Origin of the sequence: Actinomadura sp. RB99 (assembly GCF_014706005.1) — a bacterium.
Classification (GTDB): domain Bacteria; phylum Actinomycetota; class Actinomycetes; order Streptosporangiales; family Streptosporangiaceae; genus Spirillospora.
Genome location: NZ_JABMCA010000021.1, coordinates 98,308 through 120,316, shown reverse-complemented (window position 1 = coordinate 120,316; position 22,009 = coordinate 98,308). Strand labels below are relative to the sequence as shown.

Below are 22,009 nucleotides of genomic sequence, written 5' to 3'. Positions count from 1 at the left end.
CGACCAGAAGGGTCAGCCGGTCGTGCGGAGCAGGTTCAGGACGTCGGCGAGGGGCTGCTGCATGTCGACGGAGCGGTCCGCGAGCCATTGCAGCTGGATGCCGTCGGCCACGGCGAGGAGCAGGACGGCGAGGCGCTCGGCGGGGACGTCGGTGCGGATCGTCCCCTCGTCCATGGCCTTCTGGAGGTGCTCGACGGCGGCCTTGCGGAGGACCTCGTAGCGGCGGGGGAAGAACTCGTGCGCGGGGTGGTCGAGGTCGCCGGCGGACGCGGCCATGGAGACGAACAGCTCGACGAGGCCGGGGGTGCGCATGCCCTGCCGCATGACGTCGAGGGTGTCCTCGACGAGGTCGAACTCGGGGTGCCGGGCGCGCTCGGTCTCGTCCCGGACGCGCAGGACCTGGGTGAGCAGGTCCTCCTTGGACTCGAAGTAGTGCATGATCCCGGGGAGGCTGAGGTCGCAGCGGGCGGCGACCTTGCGCAGTGACGTGCCCCGGTAGCCCTCGTCGGCGAAGATCTCCAGCGCGGCCTTGAGGATCTCGGCCCGCTTCGCCTCGCCCTTGCGGTAGGGGCCGCGTTTCGCCATGGTCCTCACCTTACCGAGGTCAGTGCCAGTCGATCTCGGTCGAGCGGAGGGCGGTCAGGCCGCGCTCGCGCCACAGCACGGACTGGCGCGCGAGGCGTTCCCGGTACTCGTCCCACGACGGCGGCGACGGCGACCAGGCCGCCTCGGCGACGCCGGGCAGGCGCGGCAGGAGAAGGGCCGTGTGGTCGTCGAAGCCCTGGAAGTCCTCGGCGAAGAGGGTCGCCTCGACGCCCGCGACCCGGTCCGGCGGGAGGCCGTAGGCGGACGGGTCCCAGGACGCGGCGTACCGGACGTCGCGGGGCCGGTAGGCGAAGCCGAGCCGCGCGCCCGTCTCGGCCTGGCCGGGCGGGACGATCGCCGGGTCGTAGGGGCGGTCGAGGTAGAGGTGCGACTGCGGGGACAGCAGGACCCGGCCGCCGCCGCGGACGATGCGGTCGAGATCCCCGTCGGTCGGCGCGAAGAACCTGGTCAGGGCCTTGGTGCGGGCGAGGGTGCAGCCGGCCGCGAGCAGTTCGGGGCGCGCGTCCAGATCCTCCTGGGTCCGCGGGAGGTCCATCATCGGGACGTCCACCCAGAACTGGGCGATGTCGCCGGGCGCGACGCCGGCGCGGGACGACTCCTGCCAGCCGAGGGGCCGCTTGCCCGCGACGCGCAGGGCCTCGCGGGCGAGGCGGACGGCCTCGGCGAACGACGCCTCGTCCGCGCCGAGCGCCTCGTCGCCGCCGAAGTGGACGAACGCGCCGTCGGTGAGCCGCGCGGTCTCCGCGAGCACGTCGACGATGAACGCGCGGGTGTGCGGATCGGCGGGGTCGAGGGGCGCGGGGAACGGCGCGTCCGCCGGGTACCAGGAGGGGCGCGGCAGCGTGCCGAGGTCGGGGTAGGCGCGCAGGGCGGCGGCGCTGTGGCCGGGCAGGTCGATCTCGGGGACGACGGTGACGTGCCGTGCGGCGGCGTACCGCTGCAGGTCGGCGTACTCGCGCGCGGTGTAGTGCGGGGTCCCGGCGGTGAGGGCGGGACGGGTCGCGATGTGCAGCCGCCAGCCCTCGTTGTCGGTCAGGTGCAGGTGCAGGACGTTCAGCTTGTAGAGCGCGGCGAGGTCGATGAGGCGGCGCAGCTCGTCCGGGGTGAGGAAGTGGCGGGCCGGGTCGACCATGAGGCCGCGCCAGGCGTACCTGGGCGCGTCGTCGATGACGCGGCACGCCGTCTCCGGTGTCTCCGCCAGCAGGTGCAGCGCGGTGACGCCGGCCCGGAAGGCGCCCTGCGGGGTGCGGGCCGCGCACGTGATGCGGCCGGGTTCGACGGTGAGGCGGTAGCACTCGTGGGCATCGGCGGACGGCTGGACGCCGATGGCGCCGGGCTTCAGCGGCACGTCGTCCAGGGTGAGGACGACCGTTCCGGCCTCGGCCTCGGGGCCGGTGCGCAGGTGCGGGGCCAGGGCGCCCGCCGCCTCGCCGAGGGACGGGTCGTCCGCCCGGACGCGCCAGGGGCGGTCCGTCCGGCACACGCCTTCCGTCGTCCGCTGGCGGACGGGCGCTGGGATCACGCTGCCTCCTCGGCCGGGGTTCGTCGGGCGGGTCGGACGCTACCATGAAATCCGATCGATGTATGGTTTTCGCGTTCCACGCCCCCCGAACCGAAAGGCCGAGCATGCCGGCAGACGCATTCGCCCTCCCCCGCGGCTTCCTGATGGGCGCCTCGACGGCGGCGCACCAGGTCGAGGGCGGCAACACCGCGAGCGACTGGTGGGCGTTCGAGCACGCGTCCGGCACGCTGGTCCGCGAACCCAGCGGCGACGCCGCCGACAGCTACCACCGCTGGCGCGAGGACATGGACCTGCTCGCCGGCCTCGGATTCAACGCCTACCGCTTCAGCCTCGAATGGGCCCGGATCGAACCGGCGCGCGGCGAGATCTCGTACGCGGCGCTCGCCCACTACCGGCGGATGATCGAGGGCGCGCGCGAACGCGGCCTCGAACCGGTCGTGACCCTGCACCACTTCACGTCCCCGCTCTGGTTCGCGAAGGCGGGCGGGTTCGCCGCCCCGGACGCCACCGGCCTCTTCGCCCGCTACGTGGAGACGGTCGCGCCGATCCTGGACGGCCTCGTCCGCCACGTCGTCACCATCAACGAACCCAACATGGCCGCGCTCATGCAGGCCGTCCGCCGCAACCCCGACGCCGACTACGCCCGCCTCCTCCCGGACGAGGCCGTCGCCGAGGGCCTGATCGCGGCCCACCACGCGGCCCGCGACGTCCTGCACCGCGTGCTCCCCGGCACCCGGATCGGCTGGACGATCGCGAACCAGGTGTACCAGCCGGCGGAGCCCGGCGCCGAGGACGCCTGCCGCGCCCACGCCTGGCCGCGCGAGGACCGCTTCATCGAGGCCGCGCGCGGCGACGACTGGATCGGCGTGCAGTCCTACAGCCGTACGAAGGTCGCCGAGGACGGCCCCCTGCCCGTGCCGGACGGCACGGAGAAGACCATCATGGGCTGGGAGTACTACCCGGAGGCGCTCGGCGAGGCCGTCCGGCACACCGCCGGGATCGTCGGCCCGTCCGTCCCGATCATCGTCACCGAGAACGGCATCGCCACCGCCGACGACGCCCGCCGCATCGACTACACGACCGGGGCGCTCGCCGGCCTCGCCGCCGCCATGCGCGACGGCGCCGACGTGCGCGGCTACCTGCACTGGAGCGCCCTCGACAACTACGAGTGGGGCTCCTACGAGCCGACCTTCGGCCTCATCGCCGTCGACCGCCGCACCTTCGCCCGCACCCCGAGGCCGTCCGCCCGCTGGCTCGGCGGCCTGGCCCGCGCCGGCGAGATCCCCGGCGCCTGACGCGCGGCCGCACCGGTGCCCGGCGCGGCGACGCCCCGGGCCGCAAGGCCCGGGCGACCGCCCCCGAATCGTTCTCAGGCCCCGCGCATCCCGCCCGACCGCGCCGGCAGGTCACGGTGTGACGACGACCTTGTTCGAAGCGTGGCCCCCTTCCTGACAAACGAGCAAACTTCGTTGACAGAACGGCTGTGCCGACCACACGATCCTTGCCCATCCATTCAAGAACCGTGGACTCGTTCACCTCGAACCCGGCGGTGACCTCGCCGAACTCATCAACTCGCCAATTGGACCGCGCGAACCGGGTCGCCGTTCGCCACTCGACGGCCTTGCTCGGTCATGCTAGACATGTCGACAATAAAACCGGGAAAATTCAGATTCTTTTTAGTAGCCGCGGGCCGGCAGCGACGAGGGATGTCATGTACTTCTTCATTCTTGGAAGCCTTGAGGTCAGGCTCTCGGAGCAGCGCATTCCCGTCACCGCACCCAAGCAGCGCGCCGTGCTCGCCACGCTGCTGCTCGACGCCAACAACGACGTGTCGATCGACCGGCTCACGCGGCTCGTGTGGGACGGCCGCCCCCCGGTCACCGCCCAGGCGACGATCCAGTCCTACGTCTACCGGCTCCGCCAGCTGCTCCGGCCCCTCCCCGGCGTCGAACTCAAGACCAGCGCGGACAGCTACCTGCTCCAGGTCGACCCGGCCGACATCGACCTGTGGCGCTTCCGGGAGCTGGTCGTCGCCGCGCGGGGGCGGGCCGGCCTCGTCGACCTGGCCTCCGGTCTGCGCCAGGCGCTGGCCGTCTGGCGCGGGGACGCCCTCGCCGGCCTCCCGGGCGAGACCCTCAAGCACGAGGCGAGGTCTCTCGAGGACGAGCGGATCGCCGCCTACGAGCAGCTGTTCAGCGCGGAGATCTCACTCGGGAACCACCGGCAGATCATCGCCGAGCTGCAGAGAGTGGTCTCCGGCTATCCACTCCATGAGGCGCTGCGCGCCCAGTTGATGCTCGCGCTCTACGCATCGGGCCGCCAGGCCGAGGCGCTCCAGCACTACGCGCTCATCCGCCGGCAGCTCCGCGACGGCCTGGGCATCGACCCGGGGCAGGAGCTGCAAGAGCTGCACAGGGCCATATTGGAGCAGGTCCCGACGAGCATGCTCACGACGCTGACGCCGACCTCCTCCTGGTGGAACGCCAGGTGAGCGAACCGCCCGGTGCCCCCACCGCGGCTCGCGGGACCGGCAGGACCGTCCACGGCCGCGGCCGCCCCGCAGGCGCCGCGACCGTGGAGATCCGCCGTCTCTGGGCGTCCCCATGGACGCCCCCCATGTTCTCAGGCCGCCCGCGCGGCTAGATGTTCACGTCGACGATCCGCGCTCTGCGATCGAGCTCCTGGGCGAGTTCCTGCCACATCTGCGCGTACTGCCGGGCGAGCAGGACGACCGTCGTCACGCAATGCGACGGCACCGCCGTGACGACGCTGGCCAGGTTCTCCGATCCGGCCGCGTTGGAGTGCAGCATCCGCAATACGACCTTCCCCTGCTCGTTGTTGCGCAGGGACGGATCGCGCATCAGCTTCTCGACGACACCGCGCGAATCGTCGAGGACGGCGCGCAGGCGCTGGAGCGGCACGGCCGGCCGGACCGCGGCGGCGTCCACCGACACGAGCTGCGGCGCCGGAGGCACCTCACCGCCGTCGCCGACACGGCCGACGGTGACCCCACCGGCGGCGTTGTCGTTCCTGGCCGCCACGCTCCCGCTCCGCCTCTTGCGCGCGGCCGGCCTTTCCGGGACCGGCGAGTCGCCGCGAGCGAGGCGCTTGCGCACGTCGAGGACCGTCGCCGGTGAGATGCCGGCCGCGCGCGCCACCTCGCGGAGCGACGCCTCGGGCTGCTGGGTCAGCAGTTCCGCGGCGCGCCGCCGCGCGTCCCCGCTGTCCAGCGGCCGGACCCTCCCGTCCCTCCCGACACGCGCGTTCGACTGTGGTAAGTGCTCACTCGAACGTTTCCGGATGCTGGCGACGGCCCTCGCCGCCAGGCCGGAGGCCTGCCCGATGGCCCGGTCGGACATGTGCGGGTGGGAGGCGATGATGCGCTCCGCCGCGGCCCGCCGGTCGGCCTGGGACAGCGGGAGCCCGTGGGCGACGTTCTCCTGCACTGCCCGCAGGAACACGTCGGCCTCGGTGCCGTCGAAGAAGATGACGTCGATCATGTCCTTGCCGCGGAGCGACGCGGCCATGAGGCGGTGCATGCCGTCGATGACCCGCATGGTGCGCCGGTCCACCAGGATCGGCGGCAGCGGTGTCTCGGTATCGGCGAGTTGCGCGATGTGCGCCTTGTCCTCCCCGTTGAGCCGCGGCGAGTCGCCCGCGCGCAGGGACAGGACGGGAACCGAGACGACCTCGTTTCCGATTCTCGGGAGCTGGCCGTCCTGACTCGGCTTGACGGCTTCGGATCTGATGGATAGCTGAACCCGCTGACCCTCTGGCTGATTCATGCTTCTCCTTGCTCGCTACGCGGCTCGGACCTGGACCCGGCCGTCATCTTCCACGAGCAAGCTGTCGCGCTGCTTACGGACGGGTTGCCGTACCCGCCGCCTCGGCTCGTGCGGCCCGGGCGAGCCGCCGTGCGTCCTCGCGGACGCCGGTTCCCCCGGCCGCGGGCCGCGTGCGAGCCGGCTCCGCGACGGGTTCCGCACGGGCTCTGCCTGGGGATCGGCCTTCAACGGCCCGCGATTCGGCGGTCCACGCGGCGGGGCCGCCATTGCCTGTTTGTCAGATCGTGCCCCGAGTGTAAATATTCGCCCCGCATGCATTGAGGTAGGACTTGATCGCGTTGCGTGACGACCGGAAGTGTCTTTTCGTGAATTTTCGAGAGTGGACTCCGGCACCCGGAGTCTGGCCCTGCGGTTGAACGCCGGCCCGAGCCGTTCATGTGGACCAAAGGTCGTCGAAGGGATCCCCGAGCCCCGCGTTCGATATGCACGGCGGATTCCAGGTACGGAACTCATGGTGATCATCGAGCACCGCTCGCGTTCGCACACCGTACCGGCCGCAGAGGGCGTTCCGCCGCCCGTCGCAACGGTAAGTACTTACTTTGGTGGACGGTCATGCAGCGCGAAACCGCTGATCAACCAGCATGTCCACACCGGGCCCCGCCCTGGGCGACTCCCGGCCCGGCGAATTCAGGTCGACATGAATCCCACATCAAAACCGGCCGCGTCACCGGATCGGCCGCCGCGGCGCCAGCGAACCACCAGCCGCTGACCACTCGGACACCGCGCATTTTGTACCGCCAGGCCGGCGTGAGCCTCCACCCGGCCTCCTGCATCCCTACATTCCTGCAGGTCACCGATCCAACCTTGCCGAATGGCCGTAACGATCGGATCATGTGGGGCGGGTGCGCGGTGCGTTCGCGTTGCGACGGGAACTTCGACCCGTGGGAAATGACATCGATTTGAGGTAGGGCCGAAATAGCCTCGACGGCGTAGCGTAAGGGACACCATGGGGGAAGAGGGTTTCAGGCCAGGTCCCGGCCTCCGGGACGTGCTCCGCGCCTTGCGGGCGGAGGCCGGTCTGACGCAGCAGGAACTGGCATCCCTGGCAGGCCTCAGCCTCGCCGCCGTCAGAGATCTGGAGCAGGGCCGTCGCACCCGCCCGCGCCGCCGCTCGCTGGCCGCGCTGGCCGGCGCCCTGGGTCTGGACTCCGATCGGACGTCGGACCTGGCGGAGGCGGCTTCCAGCCGGGTCGCCACGGTCGAGGCACGGGCTCCCGGCGCCGAATGGAATTCGCCTGAGCGGCGGGACAGGCGGGGACTGTGGCTGGCGGCGCTCGGGCCGCTGGAGGTCTGGCGTGACGGCGCCCCGCTGCGTCTGGGACCGCCGGCACGGCGGGCGGTGCTCGGCATGCTGGCGGCGAACGCGGACACCCCGGTGCACCGGGACGTGATCATCGACACGGTCTGGGGATACGAGCGGCCGCCCACCGCGGTGAACCTGGTACAGGTCCACGTCAGCAGGCTTCGCCGGCTCCTTGTTCCCGGTGCCGGGAAGGACACGACCGGAGCTCCGTCGATCATCTTCGCCAACGGCTCCTACCGGCTCAGCCTGGAACCGGGGCAGATAGACGTGCAGGTTTTCAAGGACCTTGTGCGGCAAGCCGATATGGCGCGGAACCTGGGAATGCTCAGGACGGCGTATTCAATTTATGAGCGGGCGGCGGAGCTGTGCCGGGGGAATCCGTTCGCCGATCTCGTCATGCTCCACGAAGAGCCCGCGGTCGCACAACTCAGACGGTGGCTGGTCGATGTCCATCTGCAATACGCCGAGGTCGCCTGCGGTCTCGGGCTGCATAATCAGGTGCTTCCCAGGCTGCACGCCCTTGCCGCGGCCGATCCGTTGAACGAACGCGTTCACGCCCATCTGCTCATCGCATTGGCCGGCTCGGGGCAGCAGGCTACCGCACTTTCCGTCTATGCCGCGCTGCGTTCCCGTTTGGCCCGGGAACTGGGGATATCTCCGAGCGAAGTGCTCGAACAGGCGCACATGCGGGTGCTGCGCCAGCAGGTCCCGGTGGTGCACCTCGGCGAGGACGAGGCCGCCGCGCCGCCCCAAGCCCCGGTCGCGCCCGCGCAGATACCCGCCTATCCCAGCTATTTCACCGGGCGGCGCGCCGAACTGGACGCTCTGACCGACCTGCTGGACCGGCCGGACCACGGCGAGGACGGCAGGCCGCTCGTCACCCTGACCGGCCGGGCCGGTGTCGGCAAGACCGCGCTCGCCGTCCACTGGGCGCACCGCTTCGCGGGGCGCTTTCCGGCCGGGCAGCTGTTCGCCGACCTTCAGGGCGACACCTCCGAGCCGAGGACCGGCGAGATCCTGCACCGCTTCCTGCGGGCTCTCGGCGTGCCGGCCTCGATGATCCCACCGGACACCGGGGATCGGATCGTCCTCTACCGGCGGCTTCTGGCAGGCCGCGACATGCTGATCCTGCTGGACAACGCCGGGACGGCGGAGCAGGTCCGCCCGCTGCTACCGGACGGACCCGGCAGCATGGTGCTGGTGACCAGCAGGAAGAGCCTCGACGAGCTGGCGGTGTCGGAGGGGGCGCGCCGGATCCGGCTCGATGTCCTGACGCGGGCGGAAGCGCACCAACTGCTGGCCGAGATCGTGGGCGGCGAACGGATGCGGGCCGATCGGTCCGCGGCCCACGACCTGATCACGCTGTGCGGGTGCCTGCCGTCCGCCCTGTGCGGCGCCGCGGCGCGGATCGCCGGGAAGCCCGAGTTGACGATCCCCGCGCTGGTGGCCACGATGCGCGCGGAGTCGGGCCGGTCGGGGAACACGCCGACCGGCAACCGGCTCTCCTTCGATCCCGTCGGAGTTCTCGATACGGAACCGCCCCGGATCCTGCGGGGAATCTGAGAAAGGCTCCGATTTCCGCGATTCAAAACGGATCGCCGTTTCCTGAACGGCGCGCATCTCGCGCTGTATCGATACTTACGGGCGCCATGCGCTGCCCGCGCACGCCCTTGCCCGCCCGCGATTCATACGGGAATCGAGTTGCCGGAGAATTGGCGCCGCCGGCCGAAGCCATGCTGGCGGCGAACACACCGGAGAGTTACACTCGGCGCGTCATTGGCGGGCTGCGGACGGAGGCGGAAATGACGGTGGCGGCGGAACGGTCCGGGCAAGAGGTGTTCAGCTTCCAGGCGGAGGCCGTGCAGATCCTGGATCTGATGACCCATTCGCTGTACAGCAACAAGGAGATCTTCCTGCGCGAACTGATCTCGAACGCCTCGGACGCGATCGACCGGCTCCGCCTGGAACTGCTGGCGGCGGGCGAATCACCCGAGGCCCAGGGGCCGGCGCGGATCCGGGTCGGCCATGACAAGGACGCGGGCACGATCACGATCGCGGACAACGGCATCGGGATGAGCCGGGACGAGGTGATCGAGAACATCGGGACGATCGCCAGGTCCGGCTCCCAGGAGTTCCTGCGGTCGCTGACCGGCGACCAGCGCAAGGACGCCGCGCTGATCGGCCGGTTCGGGGTGGGCTTCTACTCGGCGTTCATCGTGGCGGAGAAGGTGGTGCTGACCACGCGGCGGTCCGGGCTGGAAGCCGGCGAGGCGGTGCGGTGGACGTCGGACGGGAAGGGCGAGTACTCGCTGGAGACGATCGAGCGCGCCGACCGGGGCACCACGATCGTGCTGCACCTCAAGGACGGCGAGGAGGACCTGCTGAACGGCTGGCGGCTCCGGTCGATCATAGAGAAGTACTCCGACCACATCAGCGTGCCGATCCTCATGCCCGGCGAGTCCGGTGAAAAGGAGGACGGAGACGAGGCCGGACCGCGGCCGGATGTGACGATCAACAAGGCATCGGCGCTTTGGGCCCGGCCCAAGGACGAATTGGCCGACCATGACTACACCGAGTTCTATCGGCACATCTCCGGCGACGCCTCCGACCCGCTCGCCTGGGTGCACGCCAAGATCGAGGGAATCTACGAGTACACGCTGCTGCTTTTCATCCCGGGCACGGCGCCGTACGACCTGTGGGTGCAGAATTCCCGGAACGGGGTCCGGCTGCATGTGCAGCGGGTGTTCATCATGGAGGACACCGGGCAGATCCTGCCCAAGTACCTGCGCTTCGTCCGGGGCGTGATCGACTCCGCCGACCTCCCGCTGAACGTGTCCCGGGAGATCCTGCAGGGCAGCCGGGCGGTCGACAACATCCGGGTCAACGCCGTGAAGAAGGTCCTGCGGCGGCTGGCGGACATGGCCGATCGCGAGCCCGAGAAGTACGCGGTGTTCTGGAAGGAGTTCGGCGCCACGCTCAAGGAGGGCGTCGCCGACGACTACTCCAACCGGGACGACATCGCGAAGCTGCTGCGGTTCACCTCGACCAGGTCCGCGGCCGACGGCGCGGACGTCTCGCTGGCCGACTACGTGGCGCGGATGAAGGACGGGCAGGAGCACATCTACTACCTGCTCGCGCCGTCGCCGGCCGCGGCCAAGGCGAGCCCCCATCTCGAGGCGTTCCGGTCCAAGGGGGTGGAAGTGCTGCTGCTGGGCGAAGGCGTCGACAACTGGGTGGTCTCCAGCCTGCACGACTTCGACGGCAGGAGGTTCCAGTCCGTGGCGCAGGGCGCCGGGGACCTGGGCGCGCTGGCGGACGAGGAGGAGAAGCAGGAGAAGGAGCAGGCGGACGCGGAGTACGCGGCGCTGCTGGGCAGGTTCAAGGCCTACCTGTCCGGGCTGGCGTTCGACGTGCGGCTGTCCACCAGGCTCACCACCTCGCCCGCGTGCATCGTGAGCAACGAGCCGGAGATCGACGTCAACCTGATGCACCGGCTCCGCGGTGCCGGGCTGCCCCGCCAGGCGGTGCTGGAGCTCAACCCGAAGCATCCGCTGATCCAGAGGCTCAACGAGAGGCTGGACGACGACCGGATGGCCGACTGGGCACACGTCCTGTTCAACCAGGGGGTGCTCACCTTCGGTGCCCGGATCGAGGATCCTGCCGCATTCGTCGGCCGGCTGACCGACCTGCTCACCGCGCTCACCGACGGCTCCGGTGGAGCGGACGGCTGATGGGCGCCGTGTAAGGAACGCCGCGGGCACGAACGGCCACCGCCCGCATGGCCGCGGATGCGGGCCATGCGGGCGGTGGCCGTCCGCACCGTGGTGCGGGCCTTCGTGCCGGCGGCTACGGCGCCGGCTTGCTTTCCGGGACGACCCAGAACATCCCGTCGCCGGACGGTACGAGCCCGCCCTCGAAGACCGGCGGTTCGCCCTCGACGTCCTCGCCGAGGATGGCGTGCGACTGGACCTGCCCGCCCTCGCGCATCGCCTGGCGGACGACCGACGACCGGAAGAGCGGGAGCATGCTCTGGCCCTTGTTGGCGATGATCTCGTCCACGGCGCCCGCGAACTCGCGTGACTCGCCCTTGAACCGCTTCGCGAGGACGTCGGCGTTGGAGAGCGCGGCCTCACCGGAGGACACGCCCCCCACCAGGTCGACGAACGACTCCAGTTCGGACGACGTCGTCTTGGTTATCTTCTTGGCGGCCCAGAAGTACGAGTCCTCGCTCTCGTGCAGGTCGTAGAACGACATCAGGAACTCGTAGAAGACGCTGAACTCCCGCCGGTACCGCAGCTCGAACTCCCGGAACGCGGTCGCCTCGTCCAGGGTCCCGGCCAGCACGCTGTTGATCGATCGCGCGGCCAGCAGGGCGCTGTAGGTGGCCAGGTGCACTCCCGAGGAGAACACCGGGTCGATGAAGCAGGCGGCGTCGCCCACGAGCACCATGCCGGGACGCCAGACCTTCGTGTTGTGGTACGAGTAGTCCTTGCGGATCCGGATCTCGCCGTACCGGCCCTCGGTGACCCGCGTGGCGTCGCTCAGGTACTCGCTGATCAGCGGGCACTGGGCGATCAGGGCGGACAGCGACTCCTCCGGGTCCCCCTGGACCTGGTCCGCCAGCTCCCGGCGCACCACGGCGCCGACGCTGGTCAGCGAGTCGCTCAGCGGGATGTACCAGAACCAGCCCCCGTCGAACGCGACGCTCAGGATGTTCCCCGAGCTCGGCGCCGGCAGGCGCTTGCCGCCCTCGAAGTACCCGAAGATCGCGAGATTGCGGAAGAACTCCGAGTACTCCCGGGTGCCGACGTCCCGGTACAGCCGGCTCTTGTTCCCCGACGCGTCCACCACGTACTTGGCCCGGACGCTTCTCTCCGCGCCGTCCGGATCCGTGTACGTGACCCCGGACACCCGGTCGCCGGTGGTGAGCACCCCGGTGACGGCGCAGTTCTCCCGCACGACGGCGCCCAGCTCGCGCGCGTGGTCGAGCAGGATCTTGTCGAACGTGCTTCGCTCCACCTGGTAGGCGTGCGAGGTCTCACCGGTCATCTTCGGCGAGACCCCGAAGGCGAACGTCCACGGCTCGGGGTTGGACCCCCACTTGAACGTTCCGCCCAGCTTGTGGGTGAAGCCGGCCTTGGCGAGCTTCTCGTTGACCCCCGTCAGCCGGCACACGCCGTGGATCGTCGACGGAAGCAGGGACTCCCCTATCTGGTAACGGGGGAAGGTCTCCTTTTCCAGAACCAGTACGCGGGTACCTTGCATCGCAATCAGCGACGCCAATGTCGAACCGCCGGGCCCGCCGCCGACGACCACGACATCGACCTCTTCGGCGTTTGCAGGGATCATGTCTCACCTTTCGGCTACGGATTGCCGAACTCGGCCATCCCGGGGCCAGATGATAACATCGCGACTTGTTACCTAAAAATGGCGCCGACCGCGCCGTTCAACTGCTGCGGCGCGCTGGTTGAACGGCGCGGCACCATCCGGGCGGTCTTACTATTGCGGCGGGAAATAAACCGCATTTCCACGCGGGGCCGAGCAGAAAGCAGGGAGGTCAGGTGCGGACAGTCAGCTTCGACTTCGATTCGCCGGAGGCCCGGTTCAAGGTCCTGATCAACCACGAGGAGCAGTACTCGCTGTGGCCGGCGGACCTCGATGTCCCGGGCGGCTGGGACGAGACGGGCGTGTGCGCCTCGAAAGAGGAGTGCGACAGCTACATCGAGGAGAATTGGACCGACATGCGGCCCAAGAGCCTCCGTTTCGCCATGGACGGCGAGCAAGCGAACGCCGAGTGACCGGAGGTGCCGTAGGAGATGAAGAAGTATTGCAAGCTTTATCAGCTGGGTGAGCTGCGCCAGTTCCCCGGCTGGGCGGACGCGGCGGCCCCGGAGGAGCGGGACATGCCCGACGACGCGTCGGTGTTCCTCTGCGACGAGCTGACGGTGCTGCTCAGCCCGGTCGGCAAGGACAAGGACAAGCGGCTCTTCACGCTGGTCACCCCGGAATGGGAGGACTTCTGCACGGACACGCTGAAGTTCGCCATTCCCGAGGACTTGGCGTTCGCCTATGCCGAGCCGGAGCCGTCCGCACCGGCCCTGGAGGCGGGAACGCAGGCGGAGTCCGCGTAACCGGTCCCGCCGGCCGGCCCGGACCGCGCGGCGGCCCGGGCCGGCCTCGTGCGCGGCCCGACCGGCTCGTGCGCGGCCCGGGCCGGCTTCGTGCGGGGCCCGTCGATCGGGCGGGCGCCACGGTATCGTTGCCTCAGGTGATCCGCTGCGACGGTACGTGAGGGTGGCGCCAGGGCATGGATGAGCCGCGTTCGGCCGTGCGGATCTTCATCGCCGACGACCAGGCCGTGGTGCGCGCGGGGTTCTCCGCGCTGATGGGCACCCAGCCGGACTTCGAGGTCATCGGCACGGCCGGCGACGGCGCCGAGACGGTGCGGCTCTGCCGGCAGCTGCGGCCGGACGTCATCGTGATGGACATCCGGATGCCCGGCATGGACGGGATCGAGGCCACCCAGCAGCTCGCCTCCGCCGCCAACGCCCCGCGCATCCTCATCATCACGACGTTCGACCTCGACGAGTACGTGTACGAGGCACTGCGGGCCGGAGCCAGCGGCTTCCTGCTCAAGGACGTGACGGCCGAGCGGCTCTTCGACGCGGTGCGGGTGATCGCGGCCGGCGAGGCGCTGCTCGCGCCGGCCATCACCCGCCGCCTGATCGACGAGTTCAGCCGGCTGCGCCCCCAGGCGCCCGCCGGGTCCGGGGCGTTCGCGGCGCTGACACCGCGCGAGACCGAGGTGCTGCGGCTGGTCGCCGAGGGCCTGTCCAACCCGGAGATCGCCGCCCAGCTGGTCGTCACCGAGGAGACGGTGAAGACGCACGTCAGCCGGATACTGAGCAAGCTCGGGCTGCGCGACCGCACCCAGGCGGTGATCGCCGCGTACGAGAACGGGCTGATCGTCCCGGGCTCGTCCGGAACGGCGTAGCCGCCGCGGCGGTGGCGATAATGGCCGCATGAGCACGGAGGGTTCCCGGCGCGTCCCGGCGGTCCGGGCCGCCGCGGCGAGGGCCGCCGCCTGGCCGCATGCCGTCCCGGCCGCCGGACTGCTGCTCGGGCTGGCCGCCGTGGCCGAGGCGGGCGTGCGCTTCGCGCTCACCCATCCGGACTACCACGCGCAGTTGTTCGTCCTCGTCGCGGCGGTCGGGCTCGCGCTCGGCACCACGCTGCCGGTCGCGTTCCTCCCGCCCGCCGCGGCCGCCGCGGCCTGCTACGCCGCGGCCGTGCTGTCACTCACCGCGTTCCGCACGCTGACCGGCGCCGGCGCATGCGCGACCCTGATCGCCCTGTACCGGCTGGGCAGGCGCCTGCCGCCGCGGCCCTGGACGCGGCTCGCCGCGTCGGCCGTGGCCGTTCCGTTCGCCGTGACCGCGATCGCCGCGGACGGGGCGGGGGTCACCGAGGTCCGGGTCCTGGCGGTGCTGCTCGCCTCGCTGGGACCGGCCGCCGCGTGGGCCGGCATCGCGGACCGGGCGCAGGGCGAGGCGCGGCGGTACGACGCCGCCCGGAAGGTCATCGCCGAGACCATGGTCGCGCACACGGCCAGGGGCGAGCGCGCGCGGATCGCCCGCGAGCTGCACGACGTCGTCGCGCACCACATCTCGATGGTCGTCGTGCGCGCCGAGACGGCCCGCCTCACCACCCCGGGCATGCCCCCCGCCGGGGCGGAGCGGCTGATGGAGATCAGCGAGGCCGCCCGGACCGGCCTCACCGAGATGCGGCGCCTGCTCGGGGTCCTGCGCGAGGACTCCGCCGACGCCCCCGAGCGCCATCCCCAGCCGGGCCTGCAGGACCTCAACACGCTCGTGGACGATGCCAGGAGCGCCTCCGGGGCGGGCACCCGCCTGATCGTCTCCGGGCCGCCCGCCGCGCTCGAACCCGGCACCGAGCTGGCCGCCTACCGCATCGTCCAGGAGGCGCTGACCAACGCGCGGCGGCACGCGCCCGGAGCGGCCGTCGATGTGGAGCTGCGCTACACCGGCGACATGCTGCGGCTCCGCGTCCGCGACGACGGCCCCGGGCTCGTCGGGGGCGGCCGGGCGGGCGGCCACGGGCTGCACGGCATGCGCGAGCGGGCCGCGTCCGTCGGCGGCGAGCTGCGCCTCGGCAGTGCCGGCAGCGGCGGCCTGCTGATCGAGGCCGATCTGCCCGTCAAGCCCGGCGCCGATCCGCCCGTCGAGCCCGGTGGGGTCCCCCTTGTGGGGGACGAGAACGCCGCGGCCGTCCCTCCCGCCAGCCACGGCGAAGGCCGCTCGCCCGCGTGACGATCTGAGCGCCCCGCGTCCGTAGCGTTGCCGTCATGGAAGCAACCATCGAGATCGCCGGGCTGCACAAGCGGTTCGGGTCGACCGTGGCGCTGGACGGGGTCACGTTCACGGTGCGGCCGGGCGAGGTCACCGGCTTCATCGGGCCGAACGGAGCCGGCAAGTCGACCACGATGCGGTCCGTCCTGGGCCTCGACACCCCCGACTCCGGCACCGCCCTGATCGGGGGCAAGCCCTACGCGAGCCTGGAGCGGCCGCTCACCAAGGTCGGGTCGCTGCTGGACGCGGGGGCGCTGCAGCCCAGCCGCTCGGCACGCAACCATCTGCTCTGGCTGGCCCACTCGCAGGGCCTGAACGCGAGCCAGGTCGACGCCGCGCTCGAGCGGACCGGGCTGGGCTCGGCCGCCAAGCGGAAGGCCGGCACGTTCTCGCTCGGCATGCGCCAGCGTCTCGGCATCGCGGCGGCGCTGCTCGGCGACCCGCCGATCCTGATCCTCGACGAGCCGTTCAACGGCATGGACCCCGAGGGCATCGTGTGGATGCGCGGGTTCCTCCGTTCGCTGGCCGCGCAGGGCCGGGCGGTGCTGGTCTCCAGCCACCTGATGAGCGAGCTGGAGGACACGGCGCACCATCTCGTGGTGATCGGCCGCGGCAAGGTCATCGCCGACACGAGCGTGGCCGCCCTGATCGCGTCCGCGTCCGCGGGCCGGGTGACGCTGCGGACCAGCGCGCGCGGCGAGGCGATGAACGTGCTCACCGACGCCGGGGGCACGGTGGCGGTCACCGACCGGGACGTCCTGACCGTGTCCGGGCTGCCCGCCGAGCGCATCGCGGCGCTGCTCAGCGGCAACGCGGTGCCCTTCTCCGAGATCTCCTCGCACCGGGCCTCGCTGGAGGAGGCCTACATGGAGCTGACCCGCGAGGCGGTCGACTACCGTGCCGAGCCGGCCACGGAGGCACGCCGATGACCGCCCCCGTGATCCCCCACCGCTCGGCCGCTCCGGCCGGGCACGCCGGCTTCGCGCAGCTGCTGCGGGCCGAGCTGACCAAGTACCGGACCGTCCGCGGCTGGGTCGTCACCATCGCGGTCGCGATCCTGGTGACCGTGCTGATCGGGATCATGACCGGGCTCAACAGCCAGAACGGCTGCGGCGAGGGCGTGTGCCACCCGACGGTCCCGACCGGGCCCGGCGGCCAGGGCGTGACGGACAGCTACTACTTCCTGCGCCAGCGGTTGAGCGGCGACGGCAGCATCACCGTCCGGGTGTCCTCGCTGACCGGCGTCCGGCAGTCGGGCCTGAGCGTCCAGGGGACGCCGCGGACGGTCCCGTCGCTGCAGACATGGTCCAAGGCCGGGCTGCTCGTCGCCGCGAGCACCAAGCCGGGCGCGCCGTACGCCGCGGTCATGGCCACCGGCGGCAAGGGCGTGCGGATGCAGTACGACTACACCCACGACATCGCCGGCAGGCCGGGCAAGGTCTCCGCGTCGTCGCCGGGGTGGCTGCGGCTGACGCGCTCCGGCAACACCCTGACCGGCTACGACTCCGCCGACGGCGCCACCTGGTCCAAGATCGGCACGACCCGGCTCGCCGGGCTCGGGTCGACGGTGGAGGCCGGGCTGTTCGTCACCTCCCCCGAGTTCACGCCACCGGGGAACCAGCAGCTGCTGTCCGGATCCGGTTCGACCGACCCCACGGCGGCGACCGCCGAGTTCGACCGGGTGGGGCTGGCCGGCGGCTGGTCCGGCGGCAACTGGAGCGGGACGTTCGTCGGCGAGAAGACCCAGGCGTACCCGATCGCGCACCTGGGCGGGCACAGGCCGACCGCCGGCGGCGGCTACACCGTGACCGGCTCCGGGGACATCGCCCCGGCCGTCAGCGGGTCCGGCAACGTGGGCGTCCAGTCCATCAACAGCATCCTGCAGGGCGTGTTCGCCGGGATGATCGCGATGGTCGTGATCGGCGCGCTGTTCATCACGACCGAGTACCGGCGCGGTCTGATCAGGCTGACCGTCGCCGCGAGCCCCCGGCGCGGCCGGATCCTGGCCGCCAAGGCGATCGTGATCGGCGCCGTCGCGTTCGTCGCGGGGCTGGTCGCCGTGGGCATCACGGTGCCGATCGGCGAGAGCCTGCTGCACGGCAACGGCTATTCGGTCATCCCGATGACGGCCGGCACCGAGGCGCGCGTGCTGGTGGGAACGGCCGCGCTGCTGGCGGTCGCCACCGTCTTCGCCGTCGGCGTCGGCGCCGTCATCCGGCACAGCGCGGGAACGGTCACCGTGGTCATCGCGACGGTGATCCTGCCCTACGTCCTCGCGATGACGTCGGTCCTGCCGGTCGGCGCAGCCCGGTGGCTCCTGCGGGTCACCCCGGCCGCTGGCTTCGCCATCCAGCAGGCGATCCCGCAGTACGACCAGGTGCGCACCGCCTACACACCACAGTGGGGCTACTACCCGCTGGCGCCATGGGCCGGTTTCGCCGTCCTCTGCGCCTGGGCCGCGCTCGCGCTGGTCGTCGGGACCGTCCTGATGCGCAGGAGAGACGCGTGAAGAACGCGCTGCACGCCGAGTGGACGAAGCTGCGGACCATCCCCAGCAATGCCTGGCTGCTGCTCGCCGCCGCCGCGCTCACCGTGGTGATAGGCGCGACGGCCGGAGCGGCCGTCAAGTGCCCCACCGGGAACTGCACCGAGGACCCCGCCAAGATCAGCCTCACCGGGATCTACCTGAGCCAGGCGGTCGTCGCGGTCGTGGCGGTGATGGCGGTCAGCGGGGAGTACGGCACCGGAATGATCCGCCTCACGCTGGCGGCGATGCCGCACCGGCTCACCGTGCTGGCCGCCAAGGCCGCCATCGTCACGGGGCCGGTCCTGGCCACCGGTGCGGTCGCCGTCCTGGGGTCGCTGCTCGCCGGGCGGCTGATCCTGCCCGGGAACGGCATCGGTCCCGCCCACGGCTACCCGTCCCTGTCCCTGAGCGACGGCCCGGTCCTGCGCGCGGCCTGCGGGTCGGTGCTCTATCTCGCGCTGATCGCGCTGCTCAGCATCGGTGTCGCCGCCGCCGTGCGCGAGGCCGCCGCGGCGATCGGCGTCGTCCTCGGGCTGCTCTACCTCTTCCCCATCCTCAGCGCGGCCCTCGGGAACACCTCGGCGTCGCGCCACATCCAGGAGATCGGGCCGATGACCGCCGGAATGAACATCGAGGCCACCGTCGGGCTGAGCGGTCTTCCGATGAGTCCCTGGGCGGGCCTCGGCGTGCTCACCGCCTGGGCCTGCGGGGCGCTCATCACCGGCGGGCTGGTGCTCCGCCTGCGGGACGCATGAAAGCGAGGAGGACGAGATGACACGGCCACCGCACCCGTCACGGCATGCCAGGTGGGCGGTTCCCGCCGCGGTCGTCGCGATGCTCGGCGGGACGCTGGCGCCGGCCGCCCTCTCCGCGGCCGCGCCACCGCCGCCGCGGCTGCCGGCGCGCACGGCGGGGCAACTCCTCGCCGCGGTCGCCGACCGGGCGTCCGTGCCGCCGCTGTACGGGACGATCAGCGAGACGGCGTCGCTGGGCCTTCCATCGCCGCCACCGGCGGCCGGCGCGTCCCCGCTCCAGTCGCTGCTCGCCGGATCGAACACGATCCGCGTCTGGTACGCGGATCCGGCGCACTACCGGCTCGAACTGCCGCAGCGCATGAAGGAGTTCGACCTGATCAGGAACGGCGGCAGCCTGTGGCTGTGGGACAGCGCCGCCAACCAGGCCGTCCACGCGGCACTGCCGGCCGACGCGCAGGCGCCGCCCGCCACGCCCCTGCCGGTCACGCCGCAGCAGGCCGCCGAGCAGGCGCTCGCCAAGGCCGGCCCGACCACGACGGTGACCACCGCCGCGCCGGTGACGGTCGCGGGCCGCCCCGCCTACCAGCTCGTGCTGGCGCCGAAGAGCGGCGGCTCGCTGATCGGCACGGTGCGCATCGCCATCGACAGCGCCCGCAACGTGCCCCTGCGGGTGCAGGTGTACGGGAAGAACGCGACCGCCCCGGCCTTCAGCGTCGGCTACAGCTCGGTCTCGTTCGCCCGGCCGTCCACGCGCTTCGCCTTCCGCCCGCCCGCCGGGGCGACCGTCCTGCAGGGGCAGGACCGGCGCAGCGGGAAGGCCGGTTCCGGCAAGGGCACCGCCGACGCCACCCAGGGCGTCCCCCTCCTGGGCGGGACGGGCCTGATCGGCAGCGGCTGGCTGGCCGTCGCCGACCTGCCCGAGTCGTCCGTGCCCGCGGCGGCCCGCAACGCGTCCAAGGGCGGGCGCGCACCGTTCAGCGGTTCCGACAAGGCGTCGGTCAAGGCGCCCGCGAACGGGCCCGCGGCGTCGCCCGACCTGGACCCGGGAACGGTGCTGAGCTCGCTGGAGCGGTTCGCCGAGCCGGTGCGCGGAGCGTGGGGCAGCGGTCGTCTGCTGCGGACCGGCGTGCTCTCCGTCCTGTTCACCGGCAACGGGCACGTCCTGGCCGGCGCGGTCGCACCCGACGTCCTCTACCAGGCGGTCGGGCGGATCGGCAAGGCCGAGTCGCAGCCTTGGCGGCACGTGGCGACCCCGGCCCCCGGCAAGTGACCGGACCATCCGGCATGGACACGTGGGCGATCGCATCGGACGGGCTCACCAAGCGGTTCGGCAACGGCCAGGTCGCCGTCGACCACCTCGACCTGGCCGTACCGAGCGGCTCGGTGTACGGGTTCCTCGGCCCGAACGGATCGGGGAAGACGACCACGATCCGGATGATGCTCGGGCTGGTCTTCCCCACCGGCGGCACGGTCACGCTGCTCGGCTCCCCCATGCCCGCCGCGGCGCCCGCGGTGCTGCCGCGGGTCGGTTCGCTGATCGACGGCCCCGCGTTCTACCCGTTCCTGACCGGCCGCGACAACCTCCTGCGGTACGACGCGGCCGGCCGGACGGCCGATCCCCGGACCGCGTCCGCGCGGGTCGGCGAGGCGCTCGACAGGGTCGGCCTGACGGCCGCGGCGAGGAAGAGGTACCGGCACTACTCGCTCGGGATGAGACAGCGGCTGGCGATCGCCGCCGCGCTGCTGCGGCCCCGGGACCTGCTCGTCCTGGACGAGCCGACGAACGGCCTGGACCCGCAGGGCACCCGTGAGGTCCGGGCCCTGATCAGGGACATCGCGGCCGGCGGGGTCACCGTCTTCGTCTCCTCGCACCTGCTCGCCGAGGTCGAGCAGGTCTGCACCCACGTCGGCGTCATGCGCGCGGGCGGGCTGGCCTTCCAGGGCTCGCTGGCGGACCTGCGCGCCACGAGCGCGGTGCGGGTCCGGGTGGAGACCGCCCGTCCCGCGGCGGCGGAGGCGGTGCTCACCCGGCTCGGCCTGCCCGGCGTGCGGACCGCCGGCGACGAGGTGTCGGCGGACCTCGCGGACGACAAGCCCGAGCGGATCTGCGCCGAGCTGGTCGCCGCCGGGGTCGGCGTCCGCGGCTTCGGCGTCACCGCGCCCGCGCTCGAGGACCTGTTCGTCGGGCTCACCGGGGAGGGGTTCGAGGTCGATGACTGAGGTCACGACGCCCGCGGCGGGGGCGCCGGCGCCGGTTCGCGCCTGGCTCCGCCTGTTCCGCTCCGAGCTGCGGCTGGTGTTCGGGCGGCGCCGCAATCAGCTGCTCCTCGCGGTGGTCGCCGCCTTCCCGGTCGCCATCGGCATCGGGATGCGCGCGCAGGCACCGCCGCCGGGCGCCACCGGGGGGCCGAACGTGGCGTTCTTCGGCCAGCTCACCGGAAACGGGATCTTCCTCGGCTTCATGGCGCTGGCCCTGCTGGTCACCCTGATCATGCCCTTCGCGGTCGCCGTGGTCGCCGGGGACTCGATCGCCGGGGAGAGCGGCTCCGGCACGCTGCGGTACCTGCTCGCGGTGCCGGCCGGGCGCACCCGGCTGCTCACCGTCAAGTACGCCGTGATCGTCGTGTTCGGCACCGCCGTCACGTTCGCCGTGACGGCGGTGGCGCTGGCCACCGGCGCGCTGCTGTTCCCGCTGGGGCCGGTGACGCTGCTGTCGGGGACCTCCGTGCCGCTGGTCGAGGGGATCCTCCGGCTGCTGCTCGTCACGCTGTACGTGGCGGCGGGGATGGCGTCGCTCGGCGCGATCGGCCTGGCCGTCTCCACCTTCACCGAGCACGCGATCGGCGCCGTCGCCGCCGTCACCGTCCTGGTCGTCGCCAGCGAGGTCGCCGACAACGTGCTGCAGTTCGCCGCGATCCGCCCGTACCTGCCGACCCACTGGTGGACCTCGTTCGACGCGCTGCTGCGGGAGCCGGCCGACACGGCGGGCGTCCTGCACGGGCTGCTCTCGTTCGGGGCGTACCTGGTGCTGTTCTGCTCGATCGCATGGGCCAGGTTCAGCACCGCCGACGCGACGGGCTGA

18 protein-coding genes are annotated in these 22,009 nt (G+C 71.8%); 14 read left to right on the top strand and 4 right to left on the bottom strand.

The features are described 5' to 3' along the window. Nucleotides 1-12 precede the first annotated feature (12 nt). Together amrb99_RS20495 and amrb99_RS20490 are read right to left on the bottom strand one after the other, a co-directional pair. Nucleotides 13-585 carry a TetR/AcrR family transcriptional regulator gene (locus amrb99_RS20495; protein ID WP_190858278.1) on the bottom strand — a complete coding sequence of 191 codons (573 nt, stop codon included), beginning with the start codon at nucleotides 583-585 and terminating at the stop codon, nucleotides 13-15. 19 nt (nucleotides 586-604) lie between these two features. Beyond that, nucleotides 605-2,128 (bottom strand): family 20 glycosylhydrolase, encoded by a 1,524-nt coding sequence (locus amrb99_RS20490; RefSeq protein WP_190858276.1) that lies wholly within the window; start codon nucleotides 2,126-2,128, stop codon nucleotides 605-607. A 104-nt stretch (nucleotides 2,129-2,232) separates the two neighbouring features. Between amrb99_RS20490 and amrb99_RS20485 the strand changes: the two genes are divergently transcribed. Both amrb99_RS20485 and amrb99_RS20480 read left to right on the top strand, forming a co-directional pair. Continuing rightward, entirely contained in the window at nucleotides 2,233-3,423 is a 1,191-nt protein-coding gene (locus amrb99_RS20485; protein WP_190858274.1) for a family 1 glycosylhydrolase, read from the top strand. Between the two features lie 416 nt (nucleotides 3,424-3,839). Then, nucleotides 3,840-4,619 (top strand): AfsR/SARP family transcriptional regulator, encoded by a 780-nt coding sequence (locus amrb99_RS20480; protein ID WP_190858272.1) that lies wholly within the window; start codon nucleotides 3,840-3,842, stop codon nucleotides 4,617-4,619. Between the two features lie 148 nt (nucleotides 4,620-4,767). Here the strand turns inward: amrb99_RS20480 and amrb99_RS20475 are convergent, their stop codons facing one another. Continuing rightward, a complete protein-coding gene (locus amrb99_RS20475) occupies nucleotides 4,768-5,913 on the bottom strand; it encodes a ParB N-terminal domain-containing protein (protein ID WP_190858269.1) in 1,146 nt (381 codons plus the stop codon). A 1,006-nt stretch (nucleotides 5,914-6,919) separates the two neighbouring features. Between amrb99_RS20475 and amrb99_RS20470 the strand changes: the two genes are divergently transcribed. Together amrb99_RS20470 and htpG are read left to right on the top strand one after the other, a co-directional pair. Further along, nucleotides 6,920-8,839 (top strand): BTAD domain-containing putative transcriptional regulator, encoded by a 1,920-nt coding sequence (locus amrb99_RS20470; RefSeq protein WP_206700025.1) that lies wholly within the window; start codon nucleotides 6,920-6,922, stop codon nucleotides 8,837-8,839. Nucleotides 8,840-9,078: 239 nt separating this feature from the next. Then, the gene (gene htpG / locus amrb99_RS20465) at nucleotides 9,079-11,007 is read left to right on the top strand and encodes a molecular chaperone HtpG (protein WP_190858256.1); all 1,929 of its coding nucleotides are present in this window, start codon (nucleotides 9,079-9,081) and stop codon (nucleotides 11,005-11,007) included. Between the two features lie 115 nt (nucleotides 11,008-11,122). Here htpG and amrb99_RS20460 read toward each other — a convergent pair whose 3' ends face one another. Next, nucleotides 11,123-12,625 (bottom strand): tryptophan 7-halogenase, encoded by a 1,503-nt coding sequence (locus amrb99_RS20460; RefSeq protein WP_190858252.1) that lies wholly within the window; start codon nucleotides 12,623-12,625, stop codon nucleotides 11,123-11,125. A gap of 212 nt (nucleotides 12,626-12,837) precedes the next feature. On the opposite strand from amrb99_RS20460, the gene amrb99_RS20455 reads away from it, so the two are divergent. The 10 genes from amrb99_RS20455 (at nucleotide 12,838) to amrb99_RS20410 (ending at nucleotide 22,009) form a co-directional block, all read left to right on the top strand. Next, on the top strand, nucleotides 12,838-13,074 hold the full coding sequence (locus amrb99_RS20455; RefSeq protein ID WP_190858249.1) for an MbtH family NRPS accessory protein: 237 nt from the start codon (nucleotides 12,838-12,840) through the stop codon (nucleotides 13,072-13,074). 18 nt (nucleotides 13,075-13,092) lie between these two features. After that, the gene (locus amrb99_RS20450; protein ID WP_190858241.1) at nucleotides 13,093-13,407 is read left to right on the top strand and encodes a hypothetical protein; all 315 of its coding nucleotides are present in this window, start codon (nucleotides 13,093-13,095) and stop codon (nucleotides 13,405-13,407) included. A 176-nt stretch (nucleotides 13,408-13,583) separates the two neighbouring features. Then, on the top strand, nucleotides 13,584-14,270 hold the full coding sequence (locus tag amrb99_RS20445; protein ID WP_190858239.1) for a response regulator transcription factor: 687 nt from the start codon (nucleotides 13,584-13,586) through the stop codon (nucleotides 14,268-14,270). A gap of 28 nt (nucleotides 14,271-14,298) precedes the next feature. After that, a complete protein-coding gene (locus amrb99_RS20440) occupies nucleotides 14,299-15,606 on the top strand; it encodes a sensor histidine kinase (protein WP_190858237.1) in 1,308 nt (435 codons plus the stop codon). A gap of 35 nt (nucleotides 15,607-15,641) precedes the next feature. Continuing rightward, entirely contained in the window at nucleotides 15,642-16,574 is a 933-nt protein-coding gene (locus tag amrb99_RS20435) for an ATP-binding cassette domain-containing protein (RefSeq protein WP_190858235.1), read from the top strand. Next, on the top strand, nucleotides 16,571-18,154 hold the full coding sequence (locus amrb99_RS20430; RefSeq protein ID WP_190858233.1) for an ABC transporter permease subunit: 1,584 nt from the start codon (nucleotides 16,571-16,573) through the stop codon (nucleotides 18,152-18,154). Before amrb99_RS20435 ends, amrb99_RS20430 begins: the two co-directional genes overlap by 4 nt. Continuing rightward, nucleotides 18,151-18,927 carry an ABC transporter permease gene (locus amrb99_RS20425; protein ID WP_190858230.1) on the top strand — a complete coding sequence of 259 codons (777 nt, stop codon included), beginning with the start codon at nucleotides 18,151-18,153 and terminating at the stop codon, nucleotides 18,925-18,927. The genes amrb99_RS20430 and amrb99_RS20425 overlap by 4 nt, the downstream gene beginning before the upstream one ends. A gap of 16 nt (nucleotides 18,928-18,943) precedes the next feature. Further along, nucleotides 18,944-20,197: a DUF2092 domain-containing protein gene (locus tag amrb99_RS20420; RefSeq protein WP_190858228.1), complete on the top strand. Its 1,254-nt coding sequence runs from the start codon at nucleotides 18,944-18,946 to the stop codon at nucleotides 20,195-20,197. Nucleotides 20,198-20,211: 14 nt separating this feature from the next. Beyond that, nucleotides 20,212-21,147, top strand: coding sequence for an ABC transporter ATP-binding protein (locus amrb99_RS20415; RefSeq protein WP_190858226.1), 936 nt, complete (start codon nucleotides 20,212-20,214; stop codon nucleotides 21,145-21,147). Further along, nucleotides 21,140-22,009 (top strand): ABC transporter permease, encoded by an 870-nt coding sequence (locus amrb99_RS20410; RefSeq protein WP_190858224.1) that lies wholly within the window; start codon nucleotides 21,140-21,142, stop codon nucleotides 22,007-22,009. The genes amrb99_RS20415 and amrb99_RS20410 overlap by 8 nt, the downstream gene beginning before the upstream one ends.

Coding starts and splice junctions, on each gene's coding strand:
- amrb99_RS20495 (WP_190858278.1), bottom strand. CDS start 585: ATGGCGAAACGCGGCCCCTACCGCAAGGGCGAGGCGAAGCGGGCCGAG.
- amrb99_RS20485 (WP_190858274.1), top strand. CDS start 2,233: ATGCCGGCAGACGCATTCGCCCTCCCCCGCGGCTTCCTGATGGGCGCC.
- amrb99_RS20480 (WP_190858272.1), top strand. CDS start 3,840: ATGTACTTCTTCATTCTTGGAAGCCTTGAGGTCAGGCTCTCGGAGCAG.
- amrb99_RS20475 (WP_190858269.1), bottom strand. CDS start 5,913: ATGAATCAGCCAGAGGGTCAGCGGGTTCAGCTATCCATCAGATCCGAA.
- amrb99_RS20470 (WP_206700025.1), top strand. CDS start 6,920: ATGGGGGAAGAGGGTTTCAGGCCAGGTCCCGGCCTCCGGGACGTGCTC.
- htpG (WP_190858256.1), top strand. CDS start 9,079: ATGACGGTGGCGGCGGAACGGTCCGGGCAAGAGGTGTTCAGCTTCCAG.
- amrb99_RS20460 (WP_190858252.1), bottom strand. CDS start 12,625: ATGATCCCTGCAAACGCCGAAGAGGTCGATGTCGTGGTCGTCGGCGGC.
- amrb99_RS20450 (WP_190858241.1), top strand. CDS start 13,093: ATGAAGAAGTATTGCAAGCTTTATCAGCTGGGTGAGCTGCGCCAGTTC.
- amrb99_RS20445 (WP_190858239.1), top strand. CDS start 13,584: ATGGATGAGCCGCGTTCGGCCGTGCGGATCTTCATCGCCGACGACCAG.
- amrb99_RS20440 (WP_190858237.1), top strand. CDS start 14,299: ATGAGCACGGAGGGTTCCCGGCGCGTCCCGGCGGTCCGGGCCGCCGCG.
- amrb99_RS20435 (WP_190858235.1), top strand. CDS start 15,642: ATGGAAGCAACCATCGAGATCGCCGGGCTGCACAAGCGGTTCGGGTCG.
- amrb99_RS20430 (WP_190858233.1), top strand. CDS start 16,571: ATGACCGCCCCCGTGATCCCCCACCGCTCGGCCGCTCCGGCCGGGCAC.
- amrb99_RS20420 (WP_190858228.1), top strand. CDS start 18,944: ATGACACGGCCACCGCACCCGTCACGGCATGCCAGGTGGGCGGTTCCC.
- amrb99_RS20415 (WP_190858226.1), top strand. CDS start 20,212: ATGGACACGTGGGCGATCGCATCGGACGGGCTCACCAAGCGGTTCGGC.
- amrb99_RS20410 (WP_190858224.1), top strand. CDS start 21,140: ATGACTGAGGTCACGACGCCCGCGGCGGGGGCGCCGGCGCCGGTTCGC.